Genomic DNA, 21,298 nt, shown 5'->3' on the forward strand with positions numbered 1-21,298 from the left:
CAATATATTATAGTAAATTTTATGTTAATAGTCTAATAAAATGTATCATCAAAAAAGTTAATTTTTTTAATAATTTGATAACTTTAATTATTTTATATAGATTAATTAGTAATATTTAGTGTATTATTATGTAAAAGTTAATTTTGGTTTTTTTTGGACAAATATATAACTATTTGCTTATCTAAGATATTATATAATAATATTTAACTTATTTACTTTCTGGGTGTATTATAAAGGTAAAGAAAGGTAAGTAAAGAAAGAAGGAATTTGACATGAGCATTAAATTAATTTGTATAGATATGGATGGAACTCTTTTAAAAGATCAACAAATTGTTTCAGAAGAAAATAAGAAAGCTATAAAAGAAGCTATAGAAAAAGGAGTAAAAGTTGCTATAACAACAGGAAGAATGTATGATTGTGCCAAACTTTACTCAAAGGAAATAGGTTTAGATACTCCAATAATAGCTTCAAACGGAGCATTTATAGGATATAAAGATGAAGTTATATATAATAATCCACTTAGTATTTCAAATATAAAAGCATTTTTAGATGTAACAAAAAAATATAATTTAAATTCTTATGTTACAGCAAATTTTGGAATAATCTCAGATTATGAACTTCCAGAAACTCATGTTTATAAAATTTTAAATAAAATATTAAATGAAGATGAAAGAATCAAATTATTAGTAACTAATGATATGAATAAAGCTATGGAAGAATATAATGGACAAATTCTTAAAGGAGTTTGTGTAGATGGAGAACATATTGATGAACTTGTTAAAGCAAGAAAAGAATTAGAAGATTTAAATATGGATGTTGAGATTGTTTCTTCATGGGATGATAATTTTGAAATTATGAAGAAGGGAAGCAGCAAAGGGGAAGCAGTTAAAGCACTTACAGAATATTTAGGATTAAAGCAAGATGAAGTTATGTGTATTGGTGATAGTGAAAATGACTTATCTATGATTAAATATGCAGGTGTTGGGGTTGCAATGGGAAATGCAATAGAAAAGGTTAAGAAATCTGCAGATTATATTACAGATACTAATGTAAATGATGGTGTAGCAAAAGCTATTAGAAAATTTGTAATTTAACATATAGGACAAGGAGTTGTTAAGATGAAGGATATAGTTATTATAGGTGGAGGAGTTGTAGGCTCAGCAATAGCAAGAGAACTTTCAAAATATGAGCTAGATATAACTTTAATTGAAAAAGACAGTGATGTTGCAGAAGGTGTATCAAAAGCAAATAGTGGTATTGTCCATGCTGGATTTAATGAAACTACAGAAACACTAAAAGGAAAATTAAATGTTTTAGGAAATGAAATGTTTCATCAATTATCATTAGATTTAGATTTCCCTTTTAAGAGAAATGGAGCATTTGTTTTAGCGTTTAGTGAAGAGGATATAAATAGATTAAAAGAACTTAAACATAAAGGAGAAGTTTTAGGAGTTAAAGGACTTGAAATACTTAATAAAGAACAAGTATTATCAATGGAAAAAAATATATCAGATAAAGTATGTGGTGCTTTACATGCTAAAACTTCAGGAATTGTAAGTCCTTATGAAATGGTAATTGCATTGGCAGAAAATGCGAATGTTAATGGCGTTGAATTTAAATTAAATTCAAAAGTTATTAATATCAAAAAAGTAAATGATATTTTTGAAGTTGAAATAGAAGGCGGAGAAAAGATTCAAAGTAAAATTGTTATAAATGCAGCTGGACTTTATGGTGACGTAATAAATAATATGATAAGCTGTGAAAAATATAAAGTAAATGGAGCTAAAGGTGAATATGCATTATTTGATAAAGGTATAGGAACTATGCTTAATAAAACTTTATTTAGACTTCCAAACAAAGTTACTAAAGGAGTTTTAGTTACAAAAACTGTTGATGGAAATATTTTAGTTGGACCAAACTCAGAAGAAGTTAATGATAAAGAAGCTGTAGATACTTCAATAATGGGATTAGATGAAATTTTAAATAAAGGAAAAGAAGTAATTCCAGAGTTACCTCTTAAAAAAGTTATAAAAACATTTGCTGGTATAAGACCACATATAGCAGATGATTTTATAATAGGTGAAGCAAAAGATGTTAAAAATTTCATAAATGTTATAGGAATTGATTCACCAGGACTTACAGCAGCACCTGCTATAGGAGTATTCGTAAAAGATATAGTTAAAAATTTAATTGATTTAAAAGAAAAAGAAAACTTTATTAGTAAAAGAAAAGGAATAATAAAGTTTAACGAACTTTCAGTAGAAGAAAAAAATAATTTAATAAAAGAAAATCCAAGTTACGGTAAAATAGTTTGTAAGTGCGAGCTTATTACTGAAGCTGAAGTTAGAGATGCTATAAATAGACCTCTTGGTGCAACTACAGTTGATGGAGTTAAAAGAAGAACAAGAGTCACTATGGGAGGATGTCAAGGAGTTGGATGTTTAATTCCTATAGTAAAATTAATAAGAGAAGAACTTGATTTAGATATAGATAAAGTAGTTAAAGATAAAGAAGGATCAGTTGTTCTAGGATACAAGGAGGTACAATAGATGAAGCATTATGATTTAGTAATTATAGGTGGCGGAGCTAGTGGACTTAACTCAGCAATATTTGCAAAAAATATGGGAATAGAAAATATATTATTAATAGAAAAAGATGATATTTTAGGTGGAGCATTAACTCTTGGTGATTATAATTTAAGTGAAAGAAGTTATTTTACAGGAGAAAGTTATAGACAAAAGAGAATTGAAGAGTTTAAATCTTTAAATATAGATACTTATTTAGGAACTATGGTTTTAAGAATTGATTATGATAAAATCATAGTTTGTACAAGTAAAGAACGTGGTATCGAAAAAATAAAAGCTAAAGCTATAATAATAGCAACTGGTGGTAAAGAAACAGGCTTAAACAATTTAAAAGTAACAGGAGATAGGGTTTCAGGTATTTTAACTGTTGGAATGACAGAAAAAATATTAAATATGGGATTAATTCCGGGTAAAGAAGTTGTTATATTTGGAACTGATAATTTATATAAAATATGTAAAAAATTAAAGAAAAATAATGTTAATATTAAAGGTATAATATGCGATAAGTTAAGTGATGATATTTTAGCATTAAGTAAAAAATTATATCTAGGATATGAATTAAAAGAAGTAAAGGGTAATGGAAGATTAGAAAAAATAAAAATAAGTAAAGGAAATTTATGTGAATATGTAGATTGCGATACTTTAATAATTGCAAACCCTATGATATGTGACCCAGTTTTATTTATGAGAAGTGGAATAAAATTAAATTTAAGTACAATGGGAGCAGAAGTATCATCAACAAATATGACATCAAGTAATGGAATATTTGCATTAGGATATTCAGTTAAGATTCATAAATCAATGGAAGAAATTTTGGAAGAAGTAGGGAAAACTGTTGAGGCTGTTTCTAAGTATTTAAAAAGCGATAGAAATAAAATAATTATATAATATAGAAGGTATGCAATTAAATTGCATACCTTTTTTAAAATATTGATATTATAAATTTTGCTATTTCATTATCTGGTTTTTTTTCTAATATTTCTTCTGCATAAGTTAATGCATAATAAGGCTTTAAAAAGCTTTTTTCAGTCATTGCAAACATAAGAAGCCATTCTTTGTATTTTAAACAGGGATTAAGATTATTAGCCTTTACCCCATGTTTAAAAGAAATTTCTTCAAAAAATAAAGGGTTAAAAATTATATAAACATAATAAGAAATTAAAAAGTTTATATGAGCTAAAGAAACTTTATCATCTGAGTCTTCTAATTCATTAAGTTTATTTACAAGATAAAAGTAAAAGTTACTTTGAGTATAGTAGTCATTGTTTTTTAGTTTTATTAGAATTTCTTCATCTATATCTAAAATAGAAACTGTATTTAAATCTATTCCTAAAATATCCTTTAAATTATTCATTTTATAAGTCCTTTCAATATTTTATTTTTAGTATATAACATTTTAAGTTAAAGGGCAAAAAAGATATAGTGCATGTCATATATATTTGACATAAAGAATGATATATATTACCCTAAATATAGGAGGATTAATATGGAAAATAAGAAAAATAAAAGAATGAAAATTGCAAGAATAGAGAAAGATTTATCACAAGAAGATTTAGCAAACTTAGTTGGTGTAACACGTCAAACTATAAGTATGATAGAATCTGGAAAATATAATCCAACTATAAAATTATGTGTTTCTATATGTAAGGAGCTTAATAAAACTTTAGATGAGTTATTTTGGGAGGAATAGAGGCTATGAAATTTAATTATTCAAATGATGAAAGAATAGAAAAAAAGAGTGAATTAATTAATGTAAGACCATATATATTAATGCAATTATTTGCTATTATAGTTGTAGGATTAAGTTTATTTAATAAAAATATAAAATTTCCAGGGTTTGGAATAGCATTAGTTATTTTACTTGTATGTAATAGCTATATAATTTTAAGATTTTTATTTTTAGGAATAAATTTAAAATATTTATTTAAAAAATGTAATGATGAAGCAATTATAGAATTTAAAAATAAATTTATATCACAAGCTTTTAATATTGGAGTATATTTAACTATTTTTTTACAATTTATATTAGTTTTTGTATTTAAAAATTTTAGTAATATAATTTATAGTAGTTTAATATGGTTTGTTCCAAGTATTTACGCTACTTATAATTATGTAAAAAAAGGGACACTTGTTAAGCCTAAAAAAGATATAAAAAATCAAAAAATAAATTATGTAATAGGTGCACTTGTTTTTGGTATATTAATGAATTTAGATAAAATAGAAAGATTTCAATTTAATTTTAAATTAATCCTGTCTATTTTATTGTATGCATTAGTGTGGGGAATTCCATTTTACTTTACAATGAATTTATTAGTAAAAATATCAACTGAAAATTCAGATAAGGAAGCACAATAAAAAGGAGAGAATATGTTAGTAATTTTATCACCAGCTAAAAAAATTGAAAACAAAAAATTGAATTATAATATAGAATTAACAGATGTACGCTTTAAAGATGAGGCAGTAGAGTTAAATAACAGACTTAAGGAACTTGACCCTTATGAATTATCATCACTTATGAAAATATCAGAAAAACTTACAGAGGATACATTTTTGAAAATACATAAATTTAGTATAGATAATAAAGAAGAATTATTTCCATGTATATTAGGATTCGATGGAGAAGCTTTTAGGGGGCTTGATATTGAAAGCTATTCAAAAGAAGACTTAGAATATGCAAATACTCATTTAAGAGTTTTATCAGGTCTTTATGGAGTTTTAAGACCATTAGATCAAATATATACTTATAGATTAGAAATGGGAACTAAACTTAATATTTATAACCATAAATCTTTATATTCTTATTGGGAAGATAAAATAAAAGACATCCTATTAGAAGATATAAAGAATACAGAAAGTGATATATTAGTTAATTTAGCTTCAAATGAATATTCAAAGGCAGCAAAAATTAATAAAATGGATAAAATAAAAGTTATAACACCTATATTTAAGGAATTTAAAAATGGAAAATATAAAGTTGTAACTGTACATGCAAAAAGGGCTAGAGGTCTTATGGCAAGTTATATAATGAAAAATAAAATAGAAGACATAGAAGGTTTAAAAAGGTTTAATGAAGAAGGATATATTTATAGGGAAGATTTAAGTAATGAGTCTGAATTAGTTTTTACTATTTAGTTAAAATAAAAATAACTTTAAATGATTTATAAATGTGATAAAATAGAAATATCTTTTAAAAAACAAAGGAGGAGTTTTTGTGCAATATTTAATTGTAGTTAACGTAGTTATTATAATAGCAATGTTATTATTGTTTTTTAAAGCTTCAAGTATATTTAAAAAAGCAGTTGAAAATGATGGCGATTTAGAAGTTGAAGGAAAGAAAGCAAAGAAATATATGATGATATCAATAGCATTAGTTCCAATAAGTTTAATTTTAACTGGAATAATGATATTTAGAGCATTTTAATATATTAAAAGAGATGAGAGCTAAATAATAAACTATAATTTAGGAGTTTATTATTTAGCTTTTATAATATATTTATGTAAAATTTATTTATTAAAATTATTTTTCTTATTTATAGCTTCATCTCTAGATTTTTTAATTCTCTTAATATTATATATTAATAATATAATTACAAATATTAGAGGAACCGCAATTATAAAGTAAAATATTGGACTCATATTAAACCTCCTAAAATTTATTTTCTAGTATCATTTTACAATAATAAAAAATAATTAACTATATTTTTAAGAAATTCTATATAAACTAAATATAGAAAATATGATAATATTTATATAATAGCACTTTATATATAGAAAAAAGGAAGTGATATAATGTTAATTTCAATGTTAGGATTTGGATTATTAGATGCAATTTTAATTGTTATAATGATAATATTTTTTATTAAGGCTATTAGGACTTTTAATGTTTCAAAAAGAGAAAATGATGATGAAAAGGTGAGAGAAATTAATAAAAAAGGAAGTAAGTATATGCTTATTTCTGTAATTTTAGTTCCTTTTATAATATTTATAAGCTTTATTATAGCAATAAAGTATATAATAGGAATATAACATAATTAAAAAAAGCAGCATTATTTATATGTATTATTAATGTTTATAAAAATATAATTAATACATATAATAATGCTAATTTTTTTATATAATTCAAAATTGGATAATATATACATATGTAGTATCATATAATTATAATAAGATAATTATTGTTATATTAATTATGAAAGGAAAATTTTTATGGGGAGAATATTAGTTTTTGGTGGGACAAGATTTTTAGGCAAGGAACTTGTAAAAGAACTTATAATTAATGGACATAATATAACAATAGCAACTAGGGGAAAAAGGAGAGATGAGTTTGGTGATAAAGTTAAAAGATTAATTATTGATAAAATGGATGTAAAGGTTTTAAGAGAAGCTCTTGAAGGAAAATTTTTTGATGTAGTATATGATACTATATCATATAGTTCAAATGATGCTTTAAGAATGTGTAAAGTTTTAGAAGGAAAAACTAATAAATATATAGTTGTGTCATCAGTAGCAGTTTATAAAAAAGGATATATGTTAAATGAAAGAGAGTTTGATCCTAAAAAATATAAAGTTATAATGGGTGAAGAAAATGATTTTTCATATGCTGAAGGAAAAAGACAAATGGAATCATATATGTATCAAAATGCTAGTTTTAAAGTTGTATCAGTAAGATTTCCAGTAGTTATAGGAAAAGATGATTATACAGGAAGACTTTTTAAGTATTTCAAAAAAATAAAAAATAAAGAAAAAATATATTCAACAAAAATAAATGAAAAGATGAATTTAATAACACAAAGCGAAGCAGGTATATTTTTAGCATGGCTTTACAATAAAGATATATATGGACCTATAAATGCATCATGTAGTGGTGAAATAAACTTAAAAGAAATCATTGAATGTATTGAGGAAGAAATTAATACTAAAGCTTTAATTGATAATAAAACAGATAACATTGATACATCACCATATAATAAATATTTAGGTCTTACAGTTAATATTATGAATATTATGGAGCTTGGTGGTTATAGATTTAAAAATATTCATTCAGAAATAAAAGATATTATAAAATCATATAATGTTTAGTATATTAAACACAAAAAGGGCTAATAGTTTTTATTAGCCCTTTTTTTCACTAAAAAATAATAGTAATCATATATTATATTAAGCCAAATTATATATTTACTTAAGGAGGGAGCTTAATGGAGGTATATGTATTATTATTAATTGGTATTTTATTAGTTATATCTGGTATTACTATTCTCATAATTAAGTATAACGTTTACAAAAGTGGAGAGAGAATTATTGGTAAGATAATAGATTTAAAAAAGTTTGATGAAGCAATTATTGATGAGTTTAATCAAGTAAATTTTATAACATTATATAGGCCTGTAATTAGATTTACAAGCAAAGAAGGAGAAGATGTTGTATTTGTTCATAATAATCCAGGAAGTATAAAAGATTATGTTGTTGGGGAAGATATTACTATAGTTTGTAATAAAAAAAATAAAAATGATTTTTATGTTGATGAAAAAATGGAGTTTTTTAGATTTCCATTGATATTATTAATATTATCTATATTGTTTTTTTCATTTGCCTTTACATTGCATATACTTTAGAAAATATTGACATTGATTAGTTAAGTGATTTTGTGTATAATTATAAAAAATAAAACGAAAACCCATATAAATCTGATAATAAGGTTCAGAAGTTTCTACGAAAAGACCATTAATCTTTTCACTATGGGTAAATCTTAATGAAGTTTATCTTAACTAGCATTGGTTTACCTTTTAAACCTAGCTAGTTTTTTTGTTTTTAAAGGAAGATAAACTTAAGGGAGGAACCTAAATGAAGAACTTTTTAGAAAAAGTCTTTAAGCTTAAAGAAAATAAGACAAATGTAAAGAGAGAAGTAATTGGTGGATTAACTACATTCGTAACTTTTGCTTATGCTTTACTTGTAATTCCTAACATCTTAAAAGTTGGAGGAATGAATTCTTTAGGACTTAAAGGAGATGCAGCAGCGAATCTTACTATGGCTCAGGACCCAATTATTGCATCAGCATTTGCATCTGTTTGTATAGCAGCTGCTGTTGGAACATTAATTATGGCATTTCATGCTAATTTACCATTTGTTTTAGCGCCAGGATTAGGATTGGTATCATTTTTTGCATATAATATTTGCTTAAAACTAGGGTTTAGTTGGCAAGAAGGATTAGCAGCAGTATTTATTTCAGGAATTTTATTTATAATTATTACTTTAACATCAATAAGAGAAAAGATTGTACAGGCTATTCCAAAAAATTTAAAATTTGCAATAACAGCAGGTATAGGACTTTTTATAGCTTTAATAGGTTTAAAGAGTGGAGGCATTGTAGTTGCAAATCCAGGTACTTTAATGGCATTTGGAGATTTTACTAATAAAGCTGTTATTTTAACTATAATAGGATTAGTTATAAGTGTTGTATTAATGGCAAGAAATGTTACAGGAGCACTTTTAATATCAATAATTATAACAACATTAATAGGAATACCAATGGGAGTTACAAATCTTACAGGAATGCACATATTTTCAATGCCTGTAATTGGAGATACATTTTTTGCTATGGATTTAAAAGGACTACTTACAAGTAATGGAGGCGGTATAATAGGCGCTTTACTTACAGTGTTTATGGTTGTAATAACTTTAAGCTTAGTAGATCTTTTTGATACAATAGGAACTTTACTTGGAACAGCACAGAGTTCAGGTATGGTTGAAGCTGATGGAGAAGTTAAAAATTTAAGAAAAGCATTAGCTTCAGATGCTCTTGGAACAACTTGTGGAGCAATACTTGGAACTACAACTCTTGCAACAGTAGTTGAATCAGCTTCAGGAATTGCAGCAGGAGCTAGAACTGGTTTATCAAATGTAATTGTAAGTATTATGCTTATATTATCATTATTTTTTAGTGGTCTTGTTGGAGTAGTTCCACAAAGTGCTACAGCACCAGCTTTGGTTATAGTTGGTATTTTAATGATGAGTGCAGTTAAAGAAATAGATTTTTCAGATTTTACAGAAGCAGTACCAGCTTTTTTCACAATAGCTATGATGCCTTTTACATATTCAATAGCTAATGGTATTGCTGTTGGAATGATTTTTTATCCAATAGTTAAAGTTGTGACAGGAAAAGGAAAAGAAGTTCATAAACTTTTATACATATTCGCAATATTATTTATATTGAGATTTATTTTAATGCCAGATTAAAATTTTTAGCATCTAGAATTTCTAGGTGCTTTTATTTTATATAAATTTTAAGCTACTACTAATTAACTTTAGTGGTAGCTTTTTTTATTTAAAATCTTTATACAATCTTAATGTTAGAGAAACAACCTTAACGCCATCTTAATGTTTTTTTAAATATAATAATTAAAAAAAGGGGGAGTTATTATATGAAATTTATTATTAGTTTTATAGGAGCAGTTATATTATTGCTTTTTGTATATCTTTGTTATGTTTTATTAAGAGGTGATAAAAATGAGTAATCAAATACTACAATATATATTATATTTTGTAATTTTATTAGTATTAGCCATTCCTTTAGGAAATTATATTGGCAAAGTTATGAATGGAGAAAAAGTATTTTTATCAAAAATATTGAGACCTATTGAAAGTTTTATATATAAGATTTTCAAAGTAAATAAAAGAGAAGAAATGAATTGGAAAAAGTATGCTATATCAATAATTGCATTTAATGCATTAGGCTTTATATTATTATTTGTATTTAATATGTTACAAGGTGTTCTGCCATTAAATCCAGAAGGTGTAAAAGGAACGTCTTTAGATTTAGCATTTAATACAACTGCAAGCTTTGTAACCAATACAAATTGGCAAGCGTACTCCGGGGAAAGTACATTAAGCTATTTAACACAGATGTTAGGTTTTACTGTTCAAAATTTTCTATCTGCAGCTACTGGCATTACAGTATTATTTGCATTAATAAGAGGATTTACTAAAGCTAAGGAAAAAGGATTGGGAAATTTTTGGGTTGATTTAACAAGGAGCATTTTATATATTTTATTACCTTTGTCTATATTAGTATCTATACTTATAGCATCTCAAGGAGTTATTCAAAATTTTTCAGCTTATGAAAAAGTTCAATTAGTGGAACCTATTGTTTTAGAAGATGGAACTCTTATAACAGAACAAATAGTTCCTCAGGGTCCTGCAGCAAGTCAAGTTGCTATAAAGCAATTAGGTACAAATGGAGGTGGATTTTTTGGGACTAATTCAGCACATCCATTAGAAAATCCTACACCATTTTCTAATATGATAGAAATGATTTCTATATTACTAATTCCTGCTGCATTATGTTTCACATTTGGAAGAAATATAAAAGATAAAAAGCAAGGAATAGCAATATTTATTTCAATGTCGATTATTCTTATAGTAGCACTAGGAGTCATTGCTATAAGTGAAGCAAATGGTACACCACAATTAGCTCAAGGAGGAGCTGTTGATATATCAGCTATAGGACAAGCAGGTGGAAATATGGAAGGAAAGGAAACTAGATTTGGAATTGCTTCTTCAAGTACATGGGCAGCATTTACAACAGCTGCATCAAATGGTTCAGTAAATTCAATGCACGATAGTTATACTCCTATTGGAGGTATGATAACTATGCTTTTAATGCAAATTGGAGAAGTAGTTTTTGGTGGAGTAGGATGTGGATTATATGGGATGATAGCATTTGCGATTATTACAGTATTTATTGCAGGACTAATGGTTGGAAGAACTCCAGAATATTTAGGTAAAAAAATAGAGCCATATGAAATGAAAATGGCTATGATTGTTTGTTTAGCAACACCTCTAGCTATTCTTATTAGTAGTGGATTGGCTTCAGTATTTCCTGAAGTTTCAAAAAGCTTAACTAATTCTGGAGCACATGGATTTTCAGAATTATTATATGCTTATTCATCAGCAGGAGGAAATAATGGATCTACATTTGCTGGATTTTTATCAAATACTCCATTTATAAATATAACAACAGGAGTAGTTATGTTATTTGTACGTTTTGTACCAATGATTGCAGTATTAGCTATAGCAGGGTCTTTATCTAGTAAAAAGAAACTTGCAATAAGTTCTGGAACATTACCAACACATAATGCATTATTTATTGGTCTATTAATTTTTGTGGTGCTTTTAGTTGGAGCTTTAAGCTTTTTTCCAGCACTTTCTTTAGGACCAATAGCTGAATTTTTTCAAATGATTGGGTAGTAAGGGGGAATATATATGAAACATGATGGATCATTAATTAATAATGAAATTATAAAAAGAGCTATAAAAGATTCATTTAAAAAGCTAAATCCTAAAATTCAAATAAAAAATCCAGTTATGTTTATAGTTTATGTATCATCAATATTAACAACTATATTATATATAGCATCATTGTTTGGAATACAAGATAATAAATCAAGTTTTATATTAGGAATAACAATATTACTTTGGTTTACAGTTATATTTGCTAACTTTGCAGAAGCTATTGCAGAAGGTAGAGGAAAAGCTCAAGCTGATGCTATGCGTTCAACTAAAAAAGATGTATTAGCAAATAAAATTTTAGATATAGCAAATAAAAATAATATAGAAAAGGTAAATTCAATAGATCTTAAAAAAGGAGATATTATTATAGTATCAGCTGGTGAACAAATACCAGCTGATGGGGATGTTATAGAAGGTGCAGCATCTGTTGATGAAAGTGCAATAACAGGTGAATCAGCTCCAGTTATTCGTGAAAGTGGTGGTGATAGAAGTGCAGTAACAGGAGGAACTACAGTAATTTCAGATTGGATAATAATTAGGGTAAGTAATAATCCGGGAGAAAGTTTCATGGATAAAATGATATCAATGGTTGAAGGAGCATCAAGAAAAAAGACACCAAATGAAATTGCACTTCAAATATTGTTAGTATCTCTCAGTATGATTTTTTTAGTTGTTACAGTATCTTTGTATGCTTATTCTGATTTTATATCTAATCAAGCAGGAATTGTAAATAAAATTTCAGTAACATCACTTTTAGCATTGCTAGTTTGTCTTGCACCAACAACTATTGGAGCATTGTTATCATCAATAGGTATTGCAGGTATGAGCAGACTTAATAGAGCTAATGTACTTGCAATGAGTGGAAGAGCAATAGAAGCAGCAGGAGATGTTGATATATTAATGCTTGATAAAACTGGAACTATAACATTAGGAAACAGACAAGCTAGTGAATTTATTCCTGTTGATGGAGTTAATATCAAAGAACTTGCTGATGCTGCTCAATTATCATCTCTTGCAGATGAAACTCCAGAAGGAAGAAGTATAGTTATTTTAGCAAAGGATCAATTTGGAATAAGAGGAAGAAATATATCTGAATTAAATGTGACTTTTATCCCTTTTACAGCTAAAACTAGAATGAGTGGAATTAACTTTAATGGTAATGAAATTAGAAAAGGAGCGGCTGATGCAATAAAGAAATATGCATTAGAGAATAATCAGATATTTTCTAATGAGTGTGAAAATAAGGTTAAAGAAATAGCCAAGCTTGGTGGAACACCTCTTGTTGTCGCTAAAAATGGTAAAGTTTTAGGAATAATTCATTTGAAGGATATAGTTAAAAAAGGAGTAAAAGAAAAATTTTCGGATCTTAGAAAGATGGGAATAAAGACTATTATGATTACTGGTGATAATCCACTTACAGCTGCAGCTATAGCAGCAGAAGCTGGTGTAGATGATTTTTTAGCAGAAGCAACTCCTGAAGGAAAGCTTCAAATGATTAGAGATTTCCAAAGTAAAGGACATTTAGTTGCGATGACAGGAGATGGAACAAATGATGCACCAGCTCTTGCACAAGCAGATGTAGCCGTTGCTATGAATACTGGTACACAAGCAGCTAAAGAAGCTGGAAATATGGTTGATTTAGATTCATCACCAACAAAATTAATAGAAATTGTTCGTATAGGTAAGCAATTACTTATGACTAGGGGGGCACTTACAACATTTAGTATAGCAAATGATTTAGCAAAGTATTTTGCTATAATTCCACCTTTATTTATAGGCCTATATCCTGAACTTTCAAAACTTAATATTATGAAATTAAATAGTCCAGAAAGTGCTATATATTCAGCTGTTATTTATAATGCATTAATTATTATTGCACTTATTCCTCTTGCACTTAAGGGGGTTAAATATAAAGAAGTTAAAGCAAGTAAGCTTTTATCAAAAAATCTTTTGGTATATGGAATTGGAGGTATAATAATTCCATTTATAGCGATAAAAATTATAGATGTTTTAATAACTTTATTTGGATTGGTTTAGGAGGAATTATTATATGAAGTATATAAAAAAAGCAACCATGTTTATATTATTTTTCACAATATTATGTGGAATTATATATCCGGTTTTTATAACTGGTATATCACAAATATTATTCCAAAATAAGGCAAATGGTAGTATCATAGATGTAAATGGCAAAAAATATGGAAGTGAATTATTAGCACAACAATTTACAGATGATAAATATTTATGGGGAAGAATTATGAATATTGATATTAAAACATTTAAAGATACGAATGGTAAAGAACTTATGTATGCTACTCCATCGAATTTAAGTCCAGCAAGTAAAGAATATGAGAACTTAATAAGGGATAGAGTAAATAAAATTAAGGAATCTAATAAAACAAAAAGTAATGAACCTATTCCAGTTGATTTAGTAACTGTATCTGGTAGTGGATTAGATCCTCATATATCTGTTAAAGCGGCGGAGTATCAAGTTGATAGAATTTCAAATGAAAGAAATTTAAGCAAAGAAGAGGTTAAAAAAGTAATAGATAAGTATACAACAGGTAGATTTTTAGGTATATTTGGAGAAGAAAGAGTAAATGTTTTAAAAGTAAATCTTGCTCTTGATGGAATACTTTAATAATGAGGTGATTTTAAATATGTCAGAAATTCGTCCGAATCCAGACGAGTTGTTAAAAGAAATTAATATTGAAAATACAAATAAGAAAAAAGGAAATTTAAAAATATTTTTTGGTTATGCTGCAGGTGTTGGAAAAACATTTGCAATGCTAGAGGCGGCACAAGAGGCTAAAAAATTGGGGATAGATGTTGTTGTTGGTTATGTGGAACCACATACAAGGCCTGAAACATTAGAACTTTTAAAGGGCTTGGAGATTATTCCAGCCCTAAAAGTTTATCATAGAGGAATAACATTAAAAGAATTTGATTTAGATAGAGCAATAAAAAGAAATCCAAAGCTAATTATTGTTGATGAACTTGCTCATACAAATGCTTTTGGATTAAGGCATAAAAAAAGATATAGGGATATTGAAGAGTTGTTAGATGCTGGAATAGATGTTTATACAACTATTAATGTTCAGCATCTAGAAAGTTTAAACGATATAGTTGCATCAATTACTCATGTTGTAGTTAATGAAAGGGTTCCAGATAGAATTTTCAATGATGCAAATCAAGTTGAATTAATAGATATAGAACCGGCTGATCTTATAAACAGATTGGAAAGTGGAAAAATATATAAAAAAAATCAAGCTAAAAAAGCGTTGAAAAATTTTTTTAAAAGAGAAAATTTAGTTGCATTAAGAGAAATTGCTTTAAGGCAAACTGCAAATAGAGTTAATAAAGAAATATATATAAATAAAAATAATACGGAAAAATATTGTGTAACTGAAAGAATATTAGTATGTTTAAGTTCTTCACCATCAAATGCAAAGGTTATTAGAACAGCTGCAAGAATGTCTGAAGCTTTTCATGGAGAATTAATTGCACTTTTTGTTGAAACTATAAATACAGAAGATTTAAGTGATGAAAATATACAAAGACTTAGAGATAATTTAAAGTTAGCAGAGGAATTTGGTGCTTCTGTAGAAACTGTTTATGGTGATGATATTCCATATCAAGTTGCTGAGTTTTCTAAAGTTAGTGGTATATCTAAAGTTATAGTTGGAAGGACTAAGCGTAAAAGAATATTATTTGGAACAAAATTAGGTTTCGTAGATAAATTAATTGAATTGGCTCCTAATTTAGATGTTTATGTAATTCCAGATAGAAACTATGATGAGCATTTATCAAAAAAGAAATATTTTAAAAAGATAAAGTTATCATCACAAGACTTATTAAAAACAATAGCAATATTATTAGTATCGATTTTAATAAGTTCAATATTTAATTATGTAGGATTTAGTGAAGCAAATACAATAACTGTGTTTATACTTGGTGTATTGATAATATCAAGTCAAACTAATGGGAGAATATATGGTGCGGTATCATCACTTTTAAGCGTTTTATTATTTAATTTTTTCTTTACAGATCCGAAATTTACATTTGAAGCATATGACCCTGGATATATAGTTACATTTTTTATAATGTTAGTAGCTGCTTTTATTACAAGTACTTTAACCACTAGGGTTAAGTCACAAGCAAAAGTTTCTGCTGTAACAGCTTATAGAACAAGTGTATTGTTAGATGCAAGTATAGAACTTGAAAGAAGTGAAGATTTAGATGATATAATTTTAAAATCTCAAATGCAGTTATATAAATTATTAAAAAAACCAGTAATTATATATAAATCAAAGTATGAAAAAATAGAAAAAATATATAATTATAAATTTGAAAATGGAAAAGAACTTGAAAAGGAATATATAGGAACTTCAGAACAAGCTGTAGTTAGTTGGGTTATTAAAAATAAAAAGAGAGCAGGAGCTTTAACTGATACTCTTCCTGGGGCAAGGGCAATATATATTCCTCTTCTTAGAAAAGAAAATGTTATGGCTGTTGTTGGGATAGTAATTTCAGATGGGGAAGAATTAGATAACTTAGAAAAATCTCTTTGTACAGCCCTTTTAAATCAAATTTCTTTTGCAATAGAAAAGTATATTTTAAATGAAGAGAGAAAAAAAACATTAATGGAGGCTGAAAATGAAAGATTTAGAGCGAATTTATTAAGAGCAGTTTCTCATGATCTTAGAACACCGCTTACAAGTATATCTGGAAGTGCAAGTTCGATTTTAAATAATAACTTTGATGAGGAAACAAAGAAAAGACTGATAACAGATATTTATGATGATTCGCTTTGGCTTATTAATTTAGTTGAAAATCTTTTATCTGCTTCAAGATTAGATAATGGTTCTGTTAGATTAAATAAAGAACCTAATCTTGTAGAAGATATAATTGAGGAAGCAATTAGTCATGTAAATAGAAAGATTAATGAGCATAATATAGAAGTTGAAATTAAAAATGATTTATTAATGGTAGATGTAGATATTAGGTTAATTATTCAAGTAATAATAAATATTGTAGATAATGCAATAAAATATACAGAAAGAGGATCGTTTATTAAGATAAGATCTTTTGTTAGAAATGATAAAGCTATAATAGAAATCTTAGATAATGGGAAAGGAATAAAAAAACAAGATCGAGATCATATTTTTGATATGTTTTATACAGCTAATAATAAAACGGGAGATAGCCGTAGAGGTTTAGGATTAGGTTTAGCATTATGCAAGTCTATTGTGAATGCACATGATGGAGAAATATATGTGAAACCAAATAAACCATCTGGTACTATTATAGGATTTTCTTTAAATAAGGTGGAGGTAAATAAAAATGAAAACATCAATTTTAGTTGTTGAGGATGATAAAGCTATAAGAAATTTTATAAGTGCAACTTTAGAAGCTAATTCATATAATTGTTTTACTGCTGAAAATGGAGAGCAAGCTATATTATCATCTATATCAAAAAGACCAGATATAATTATTTTAGATTTGGGATTACCTGATTTAGATGGTGTAGATATTATAAAGAAAATAAGGGGATGGTCTAATTGTCCAATTATTGTAGTTAGTGCAAGAAGTGATGATAGAGATAAAATAGAAGCATTAGATCTAGGAGCAGACGACTATTTAACTAAACCTTTTAGTATAGATGAGTTATTAGCAAGAATTAGAGTTTCTATAAGAAAGATGGTTTATGATAATAAATCTGTAGAAAATATAGAATTTATAAATGGCAGCTTAAAAATAGATTATGTGTCAAGATGTGTATATAACAATAATAATGAAATACACCTTACTCCTATTGAATATAAGTTATTATGTTTACTTTCTAAAAATGTAGGGAAAGTTATTACTCATACTTATATATTAAAGGAAATATGGGGAAGTACACTTGAAAGTGATATACCTTCATTAAGAGTATTTATGGCAACATTAAGAAAGAAAATAGGTAAAAGTTCTGATAATTCAAATTATATACAAACTCATGTTGGAGTTGGATATAGATTAATTCGCATATATAATGATGAGTTATAGTATATAAAATAAATTGTGCAACTTAAAGAAAAAGAATAATGTTACATGACATTTTATATTAAAGCTTGGAGGTTGTATAAGTAATGAAAAAAATATTAATAGTTGATGATGAAAATAATATTAGAATTGAGCTTGAAAAATGTTTAGATAAAGAAGAATATTATATAGAAGAGGCAAGGAATTTTATTATTCATAAAGATTATTATAATGCAAAACTTTCATTGAAAGAGGCTTTTATAATAAATAGTAGTAATGTAAAAGTTTATAATTTACTTGGTGTTATAGAAGAGTGTTTAGGAAATAAGCAATTAGCTAAAAAATATTATAGGGCAGCTTTATCATTAGACCCAACTTATGAACCTGCCGATAATAATTTAAAAAGAACTGTTATGTATAATAGTGGTATATATAATATTGATTTAGGATAATTTAAATTTAGGAGAAAAAATTATGAAAATAAACACAGCTATAGAAAATAATTTAGGTGAAGATAAAAATTTAAAAAATGAACATGGATTATGTTATTTTATAGAAACAAATAAATTGAAAATATTATTTGATAGTGGACAATCAGATAAATCTTTATATAATTTTAAAAAACTAGGATTTAAAACAAAGGATATAGATTATATCATTTTAAGTCATGCACATTATGATCATGCAGGAGGATTAAATTATTTTATAAATGATGGTTTTAATGGCAAAATAATAGTAGGAGCTAACTTTTTTAAAAGAAGCAATAAGTGGCATATAACAAATGGGGAAAATAAATATATAGGAACAAATTTTAATTATGAAGATATAGTTAATAAAGGAATAGAAGTTATAGAAGTTAAAGATAAGCTTAGTATAGGAGAAAATATTTATTTATTATCCAATCTTTCTGAGAAAGAAGAAATAAAAGATTATAATAAGTTAGATTCTTTAATTAGGGTATATAACGATAATTATATTTTAGATAATTTCAATGAGGAGCTTATATTAATAAAAAATTCCGATAAAGTAACATTAATAACTGGTTGTTCACATACAGGAATATTAAATATAATTAATAAGGCAGAAGAATTTTTGAATAAAAATATTGATAATTTAATTGGAGGAATACATCTTTCAAAAAAATCATATGAAGAAAATTTAGAAGTAGCAAAAAAATTTAAAAATTTTAATATAAAAAATTTTTCTTTTTGTCATTGCAGTGGAGAAGATATAAATATTATTTTAAAGTCATTGGGACACGAGGTAATTAAAGGGATTACAGGAACAGTATATTTTTATTAGTATACTGTTTTTTTCTTTTTTGGTAAAGTAAAATTTATAAAAAAATTGGATTATTTTATGGAAAATACAAAATACTTTGTTGACAAAATAGTTTGATTGTATTATATTTTGATTATCAAAACATTTGACATAAAAAATATTTGACTCCATTGAAATAATAAAAGAAAATTATTATAGTAGTATTTATACGGACAGATAAATGGAGGATTAAGATGGATAAGAAAAAACAAATATTAAATGAATTATTAGTACAGATTTTTAATGACATACTTCAAATTGAAGAACAAGCTTTAAAGCAAGGTGTGCTTAATGACTTATCAGTTACAGAAGTACATACTATAGATGCTATAGGAATGTATAGTGAAAGAACTATGTCAGAAGTTGCACAAGACTTAAAGATAACAGTTGGTACTTTAACAACAGCTATAAATAAGTTAATTAAAAAAGGATATGTTGAAAGAAAAAGAATAGAAGAAGATAGAAGAGTAGTTTTAATAAAACTTACTAAAAAGGGAAAACTAGCATTTAGATTACATGAAAAGTTCCATAATGATATGATTAATAAAACTATAGAAGGGCTATCAGATTCAGAAGAAAAAGTTTTGATTTCTTCATTAGAAAGATTAAATGAGTTTTTCAAAAAGGAGTATAACTGTAATTAAGGAGATAATAATGAATAAAGTAAAGATTAAAGGAGTAGGTTCATATGTTCCATCTAGAATAGTAACTAATGATGATTTAAGTAAATTAGTTGATACTAACAATGAATGGATAGTTGATAGAACAGGAATATGTGAGAGAAGAATTTCAGATGGTGAAGATACTTCAAGTATTGCATATAAAGCAGCAAAATTAGCACTAAAAGATGCAGCTGTTAAAGGTGAAGAATTAGATTTAATAATAGTTGCAACTATAACACCAGATTATTTTACTCCATCAGTAGCTTGCATACTTCAAAAGGAACTTAATGCAAAGAATGCAACAGCTTTTGATATAAATGCAGCATGTACTGGATTTATATATGCTCTAGAAGTTGGAGAAAGTTTATTAAAAACAGGAAGATATAAAAATGCTCTTATAATAGGTGCTGAAACGCTTTCAAAAATAGTAGATTGGACTGATAGAAGTACATGTGTATTATTTGGAGATGGAGCAGGTGCATGTGTTATAGAAAGTTTAAATGATTCAGAAAGTGGAATAATAAATACTTATTCAATATCAGAAGGAGAAAATGGAGATGCATTACTTTGTGGTGCAAATGATGTTAGAAGTCCTTTTGTATTAAAAGAAGAAACAAAGAGTAAATATGTATCTATGAATGGAAGAGAAGTATTTAGATTTGCAACAAAAGCTATGGTTGATTCAGTAAAGAATGTTTTAAAAGATACTGGATATACTTTAGAAGATATAAATTATGTAATTCCACACCAAGCTAATTTAAGAATAATAGATTATGCAGCTAAAAAACTTAAATTACCTATTGAAAAATTTTATACTAATCTTTCAAAATTAGGTAATACATCATCAGCATCTGTACCTATGGCTTTAGCTCAGTTATATAATGAAAATAAATTAAAGCCTGGTGATTTAATAGTATTAGTAGGTTTTGGTGGTGGCTTAACTTGTGGAGCTACATTAATTAAATGGTAAAAAGCAAAAAAAGCTTTAATATAAATAGAAATTTAGAAAAATAAAATAAATTCGTAAATCATGGAGGTATTATATTATGATATTTGAAGAAATTAGAGAAGTAGTTTGTGATCAATTAGGAGTAGATGAAAGTGAAGTAACAATGGAAACAACTTTTGAAGATTTAGGAGCAGATTCATTAGATTTATTCCAAGTTGTAATAGAAATAGAAGAAAAGTTTGGTATCCAATTAGAAGATGCTGAAAGCATTAAGAGCATAAAAGACGCAGTAGAATATGTTGAAAAAATGAAAAACAACTAATCTTTAAGCATCTTTCATCTGTTGCTCATAATAGTTTTAATTAGAGTTAACAGAATAGCTATAATAACCAAAAATCGGGCTCTTTAAAATAGAACCCGATTTTACTTATATAGAGAAGAAGTTTAATTATATAAGTGAATTTAGGAGG

The 21,298-nt window shown here is 26.4% G+C and carries 24 protein-coding genes and 1 riboswitch; of the genes, 22 read left to right on the forward strand and 2 right to left on the reverse strand.

What is annotated here, in order from left to right:
- Positions 1-272 precede the first annotated feature (272 nt).
- The 3 genes from O212_RS0107550 to O212_RS0107560 are packed head-to-tail and all read left to right on the forward strand — an operon-like array spanning position 273 to position 3,473.
- Positions 273-1,094, forward strand: coding sequence for a Cof-type HAD-IIB family hydrolase (locus O212_RS0107550; RefSeq protein WP_024614513.1), 822 nt, complete (start codon positions 273-275; stop codon positions 1,092-1,094).
- Between the two features lie 24 nt (positions 1,095-1,118).
- A complete protein-coding gene (locus O212_RS0107555; RefSeq protein WP_024614514.1) occupies positions 1,119-2,549 on the forward strand; it encodes an NAD(P)/FAD-dependent oxidoreductase in 1,431 nt (476 codons plus the stop codon).
- Complete coding sequence (locus O212_RS0107560; RefSeq protein WP_024614515.1) at positions 2,550-3,473, forward strand: FAD-dependent oxidoreductase; 924 nt, start codon at positions 2,550-2,552, stop codon at positions 3,471-3,473.
- A gap of 34 nt (positions 3,474-3,507) precedes the next feature.
- Here the strand turns inward: O212_RS0107560 and O212_RS0107565 are convergent, their stop codons facing one another.
- A complete protein-coding gene (locus tag O212_RS0107565; protein WP_024614516.1) occupies positions 3,508-3,939 on the reverse strand; it encodes a hypothetical protein in 432 nt (143 codons plus the stop codon).
- A 132-nt stretch (positions 3,940-4,071) separates the two neighbouring features.
- Here O212_RS0107565 and O212_RS0107570 point away from each other — a divergent pair, with 132 nt between their 5' ends.
- The 4 genes from O212_RS0107570 (at position 4,072) to O212_RS0107585 (ending at position 6,006) form a co-directional block, all read left to right on the forward strand.
- Entirely contained in the window at positions 4,072-4,275 is a 204-nt protein-coding gene (locus O212_RS0107570; RefSeq protein WP_024614517.1) for a helix-turn-helix transcriptional regulator, read from the forward strand.
- A 5-nt stretch (positions 4,276-4,280) separates the two neighbouring features.
- Positions 4,281-4,940: a hypothetical protein gene (locus tag O212_RS0107575; RefSeq protein WP_024614518.1), complete on the forward strand. Its 660-nt coding sequence runs from the start codon at positions 4,281-4,283 to the stop codon at positions 4,938-4,940.
- A gap of 12 nt (positions 4,941-4,952) precedes the next feature.
- A complete protein-coding gene (yaaA, locus tag O212_RS0107580; protein ID WP_024614519.1) occupies positions 4,953-5,717 on the forward strand; it encodes a peroxide stress protein YaaA in 765 nt (254 codons plus the stop codon).
- Between the two features lie 79 nt (positions 5,718-5,796).
- Entirely contained in the window at positions 5,797-6,006 is a 210-nt protein-coding gene (locus tag O212_RS0107585; protein ID WP_024614520.1) for a hypothetical protein, read from the forward strand.
- 83 nt (positions 6,007-6,089) lie between these two features.
- On the opposite strand, the gene O212_RS17030 is transcribed toward O212_RS0107585, so the two are convergent.
- Positions 6,090-6,221, reverse strand: a complete 132-nt coding sequence (locus O212_RS17030; protein WP_278244695.1) for a hypothetical protein — start codon at positions 6,219-6,221, stop codon at positions 6,090-6,092.
- A gap of 153 nt (positions 6,222-6,374) precedes the next feature.
- On the opposite strand from O212_RS17030, the gene O212_RS0107595 reads away from it, so the two are divergent.
- From O212_RS0107595 to O212_RS0107665, 15 genes are all read left to right on the forward strand, one after another.
- Complete coding sequence (locus O212_RS0107595) at positions 6,375-6,611, forward strand: hypothetical protein (RefSeq protein ID WP_024614521.1); 237 nt, start codon at positions 6,375-6,377, stop codon at positions 6,609-6,611.
- Between the two features lie 180 nt (positions 6,612-6,791).
- Positions 6,792-7,664 carry an NAD-dependent epimerase/dehydratase family protein gene (locus O212_RS0107600; protein WP_029699246.1) on the forward strand — a complete coding sequence of 291 codons (873 nt, stop codon included), beginning with the start codon at positions 6,792-6,794 and terminating at the stop codon, positions 7,662-7,664.
- A 116-nt stretch (positions 7,665-7,780) separates the two neighbouring features.
- On the forward strand, positions 7,781-8,197 hold the full coding sequence (locus O212_RS0107605; RefSeq protein ID WP_024614522.1) for a DUF3592 domain-containing protein: 417 nt from the start codon (positions 7,781-7,783) through the stop codon (positions 8,195-8,197).
- Positions 8,198-8,239: 42 nt separating this feature from the next.
- Positions 8,240-8,341, forward strand: a riboswitch (purine riboswitch).
- 85 nt (positions 8,342-8,426) lie between these two features.
- Complete coding sequence (locus O212_RS0107610; RefSeq protein ID WP_024614523.1) at positions 8,427-9,821, forward strand: NCS2 family permease; 1,395 nt, start codon at positions 8,427-8,429, stop codon at positions 9,819-9,821.
- A gap of 185 nt (positions 9,822-10,006) precedes the next feature.
- The gene (gene kdpF, locus O212_RS16410; RefSeq protein ID WP_081705820.1) at positions 10,007-10,099 is read left to right on the forward strand and encodes a K(+)-transporting ATPase subunit F; all 93 of its coding nucleotides are present in this window, start codon (positions 10,007-10,009) and stop codon (positions 10,097-10,099) included.
- Positions 10,092-11,831, forward strand: coding sequence for a potassium-transporting ATPase subunit KdpA (gene kdpA, locus O212_RS0107620; protein ID WP_024614524.1), 1,740 nt, complete (start codon positions 10,092-10,094; stop codon positions 11,829-11,831). The genes kdpF and kdpA overlap by 8 nt, the downstream gene beginning before the upstream one ends.
- A 15-nt stretch (positions 11,832-11,846) precedes the next feature.
- On the forward strand, positions 11,847-13,910 hold the full coding sequence (kdpB, locus tag O212_RS0107625; RefSeq protein WP_024614525.1) for a potassium-transporting ATPase subunit KdpB: 2,064 nt from the start codon (positions 11,847-11,849) through the stop codon (positions 13,908-13,910).
- A 13-nt stretch (positions 13,911-13,923) separates the two neighbouring features.
- Positions 13,924-14,514 carry a potassium-transporting ATPase subunit KdpC gene (gene kdpC / locus O212_RS0107630; RefSeq protein ID WP_024614526.1) on the forward strand — a complete coding sequence of 197 codons (591 nt, stop codon included), beginning with the start codon at positions 13,924-13,926 and terminating at the stop codon, positions 14,512-14,514.
- A 19-nt stretch (positions 14,515-14,533) separates the two neighbouring features.
- Positions 14,534-17,242, forward strand: coding sequence for a sensor histidine kinase KdpD (locus tag O212_RS0107635; protein WP_024614527.1), 2,709 nt, complete (start codon positions 14,534-14,536; stop codon positions 17,240-17,242).
- Positions 17,217-17,921 carry a response regulator transcription factor gene (locus O212_RS0107640; protein ID WP_024614528.1) on the forward strand — a complete coding sequence of 235 codons (705 nt, stop codon included), beginning with the start codon at positions 17,217-17,219 and terminating at the stop codon, positions 17,919-17,921. The genes O212_RS0107635 and O212_RS0107640 overlap by 26 nt, the downstream gene beginning before the upstream one ends.
- Before the next feature lie 83 nt (positions 17,922-18,004).
- Positions 18,005-18,349 carry a tetratricopeptide repeat protein gene (locus O212_RS0107645; protein ID WP_024614529.1) on the forward strand — a complete coding sequence of 115 codons (345 nt, stop codon included), beginning with the start codon at positions 18,005-18,007 and terminating at the stop codon, positions 18,347-18,349.
- 22 nt (positions 18,350-18,371) lie between these two features.
- Complete coding sequence (locus tag O212_RS0107650) at positions 18,372-19,199, forward strand: MBL fold metallo-hydrolase (protein WP_024614530.1); 828 nt, start codon at positions 18,372-18,374, stop codon at positions 19,197-19,199.
- Positions 19,200-19,411: 212 nt separating this feature from the next.
- Positions 19,412-19,861 carry a MarR family transcriptional regulator gene (locus O212_RS0107655; RefSeq protein WP_024614531.1) on the forward strand — a complete coding sequence of 150 codons (450 nt, stop codon included), beginning with the start codon at positions 19,412-19,414 and terminating at the stop codon, positions 19,859-19,861.
- Positions 19,862-19,871: 10 nt separating this feature from the next.
- The gene (locus O212_RS0107660; protein WP_024614532.1) at positions 19,872-20,849 is read left to right on the forward strand and encodes a beta-ketoacyl-ACP synthase III; all 978 of its coding nucleotides are present in this window, start codon (positions 19,872-19,874) and stop codon (positions 20,847-20,849) included.
- Between the two features lie 76 nt (positions 20,850-20,925).
- Entirely contained in the window at positions 20,926-21,150 is a 225-nt protein-coding gene (locus O212_RS0107665; RefSeq protein WP_024614533.1) for an acyl carrier protein, read from the forward strand.
- Positions 21,151-21,298 lie beyond the last annotated feature (148 nt).

This window comes from Clostridium sp. Ade.TY (assembly GCF_000498355.1).
GTDB lineage: Bacteria > Bacillota > Clostridia > Clostridiales > Clostridiaceae > Clostridium.

Bases quoted from the DNA above. Each gene is read 5' to 3' on its own strand.
- O212_RS0107550 (WP_024614513.1), top strand. From the start codon at position 273: ATGAGCATTAAATTAATTTGTATAGATATGGATGGAACTCTTTTAAAA.
- O212_RS0107555 (WP_024614514.1), top strand. From the start codon at position 1,119: ATGAAGGATATAGTTATTATAGGTGGAGGAGTTGTAGGCTCAGCAATA.
- O212_RS0107560 (WP_024614515.1), top strand. From the start codon at position 2,550: ATGAAGCATTATGATTTAGTAATTATAGGTGGCGGAGCTAGTGGACTT.
- O212_RS0107565 (WP_024614516.1), bottom strand. From the start codon at position 3,939: ATGAATAATTTAAAGGATATTTTAGGAATAGATTTAAATACAGTTTCT.
- O212_RS0107570 (WP_024614517.1), top strand. From the start codon at position 4,072: ATGGAAAATAAGAAAAATAAAAGAATGAAAATTGCAAGAATAGAGAAA.
- O212_RS0107575 (WP_024614518.1), top strand. From the start codon at position 4,281: ATGAAATTTAATTATTCAAATGATGAAAGAATAGAAAAAAAGAGTGAA.
- yaaA (WP_024614519.1), top strand. From the start codon at position 4,953: ATGTTAGTAATTTTATCACCAGCTAAAAAAATTGAAAACAAAAAATTG.
- O212_RS17030 (WP_278244695.1), bottom strand. From the start codon at position 6,221: ATGAGTCCAATATTTTACTTTATAATTGCGGTTCCTCTAATATTTGTA.
- O212_RS0107595 (WP_024614521.1), top strand. From the start codon at position 6,375: ATGTTAATTTCAATGTTAGGATTTGGATTATTAGATGCAATTTTAATT.
- O212_RS0107600 (WP_029699246.1), top strand. From the start codon at position 6,792: ATGGGGAGAATATTAGTTTTTGGTGGGACAAGATTTTTAGGCAAGGAA.
- O212_RS0107605 (WP_024614522.1), top strand. From the start codon at position 7,781: ATGGAGGTATATGTATTATTATTAATTGGTATTTTATTAGTTATATCT.
- O212_RS0107610 (WP_024614523.1), top strand. From the start codon at position 8,427: ATGAAGAACTTTTTAGAAAAAGTCTTTAAGCTTAAAGAAAATAAGACA.
- kdpF (WP_081705820.1), top strand. From the start codon at position 10,007: ATGAAATTTATTATTAGTTTTATAGGAGCAGTTATATTATTGCTTTTT.
- kdpA (WP_024614524.1), top strand. From the start codon at position 10,092: ATGAGTAATCAAATACTACAATATATATTATATTTTGTAATTTTATTA.
- kdpB (WP_024614525.1), top strand. From the start codon at position 11,847: ATGAAACATGATGGATCATTAATTAATAATGAAATTATAAAAAGAGCT.
- kdpC (WP_024614526.1), top strand. From the start codon at position 13,924: ATGAAGTATATAAAAAAAGCAACCATGTTTATATTATTTTTCACAATA.
- O212_RS0107635 (WP_024614527.1), top strand. From the start codon at position 14,534: ATGTCAGAAATTCGTCCGAATCCAGACGAGTTGTTAAAAGAAATTAAT.
- O212_RS0107640 (WP_024614528.1), top strand. From the start codon at position 17,217: ATGAAAACATCAATTTTAGTTGTTGAGGATGATAAAGCTATAAGAAAT.
- O212_RS0107645 (WP_024614529.1), top strand. From the start codon at position 18,005: ATGAAAAAAATATTAATAGTTGATGATGAAAATAATATTAGAATTGAG.
- O212_RS0107650 (WP_024614530.1), top strand. From the start codon at position 18,372: ATGAAAATAAACACAGCTATAGAAAATAATTTAGGTGAAGATAAAAAT.
- O212_RS0107655 (WP_024614531.1), top strand. From the start codon at position 19,412: ATGGATAAGAAAAAACAAATATTAAATGAATTATTAGTACAGATTTTT.
- O212_RS0107660 (WP_024614532.1), top strand. From the start codon at position 19,872: ATGAATAAAGTAAAGATTAAAGGAGTAGGTTCATATGTTCCATCTAGA.
- O212_RS0107665 (WP_024614533.1), top strand. From the start codon at position 20,926: ATGATATTTGAAGAAATTAGAGAAGTAGTTTGTGATCAATTAGGAGTA.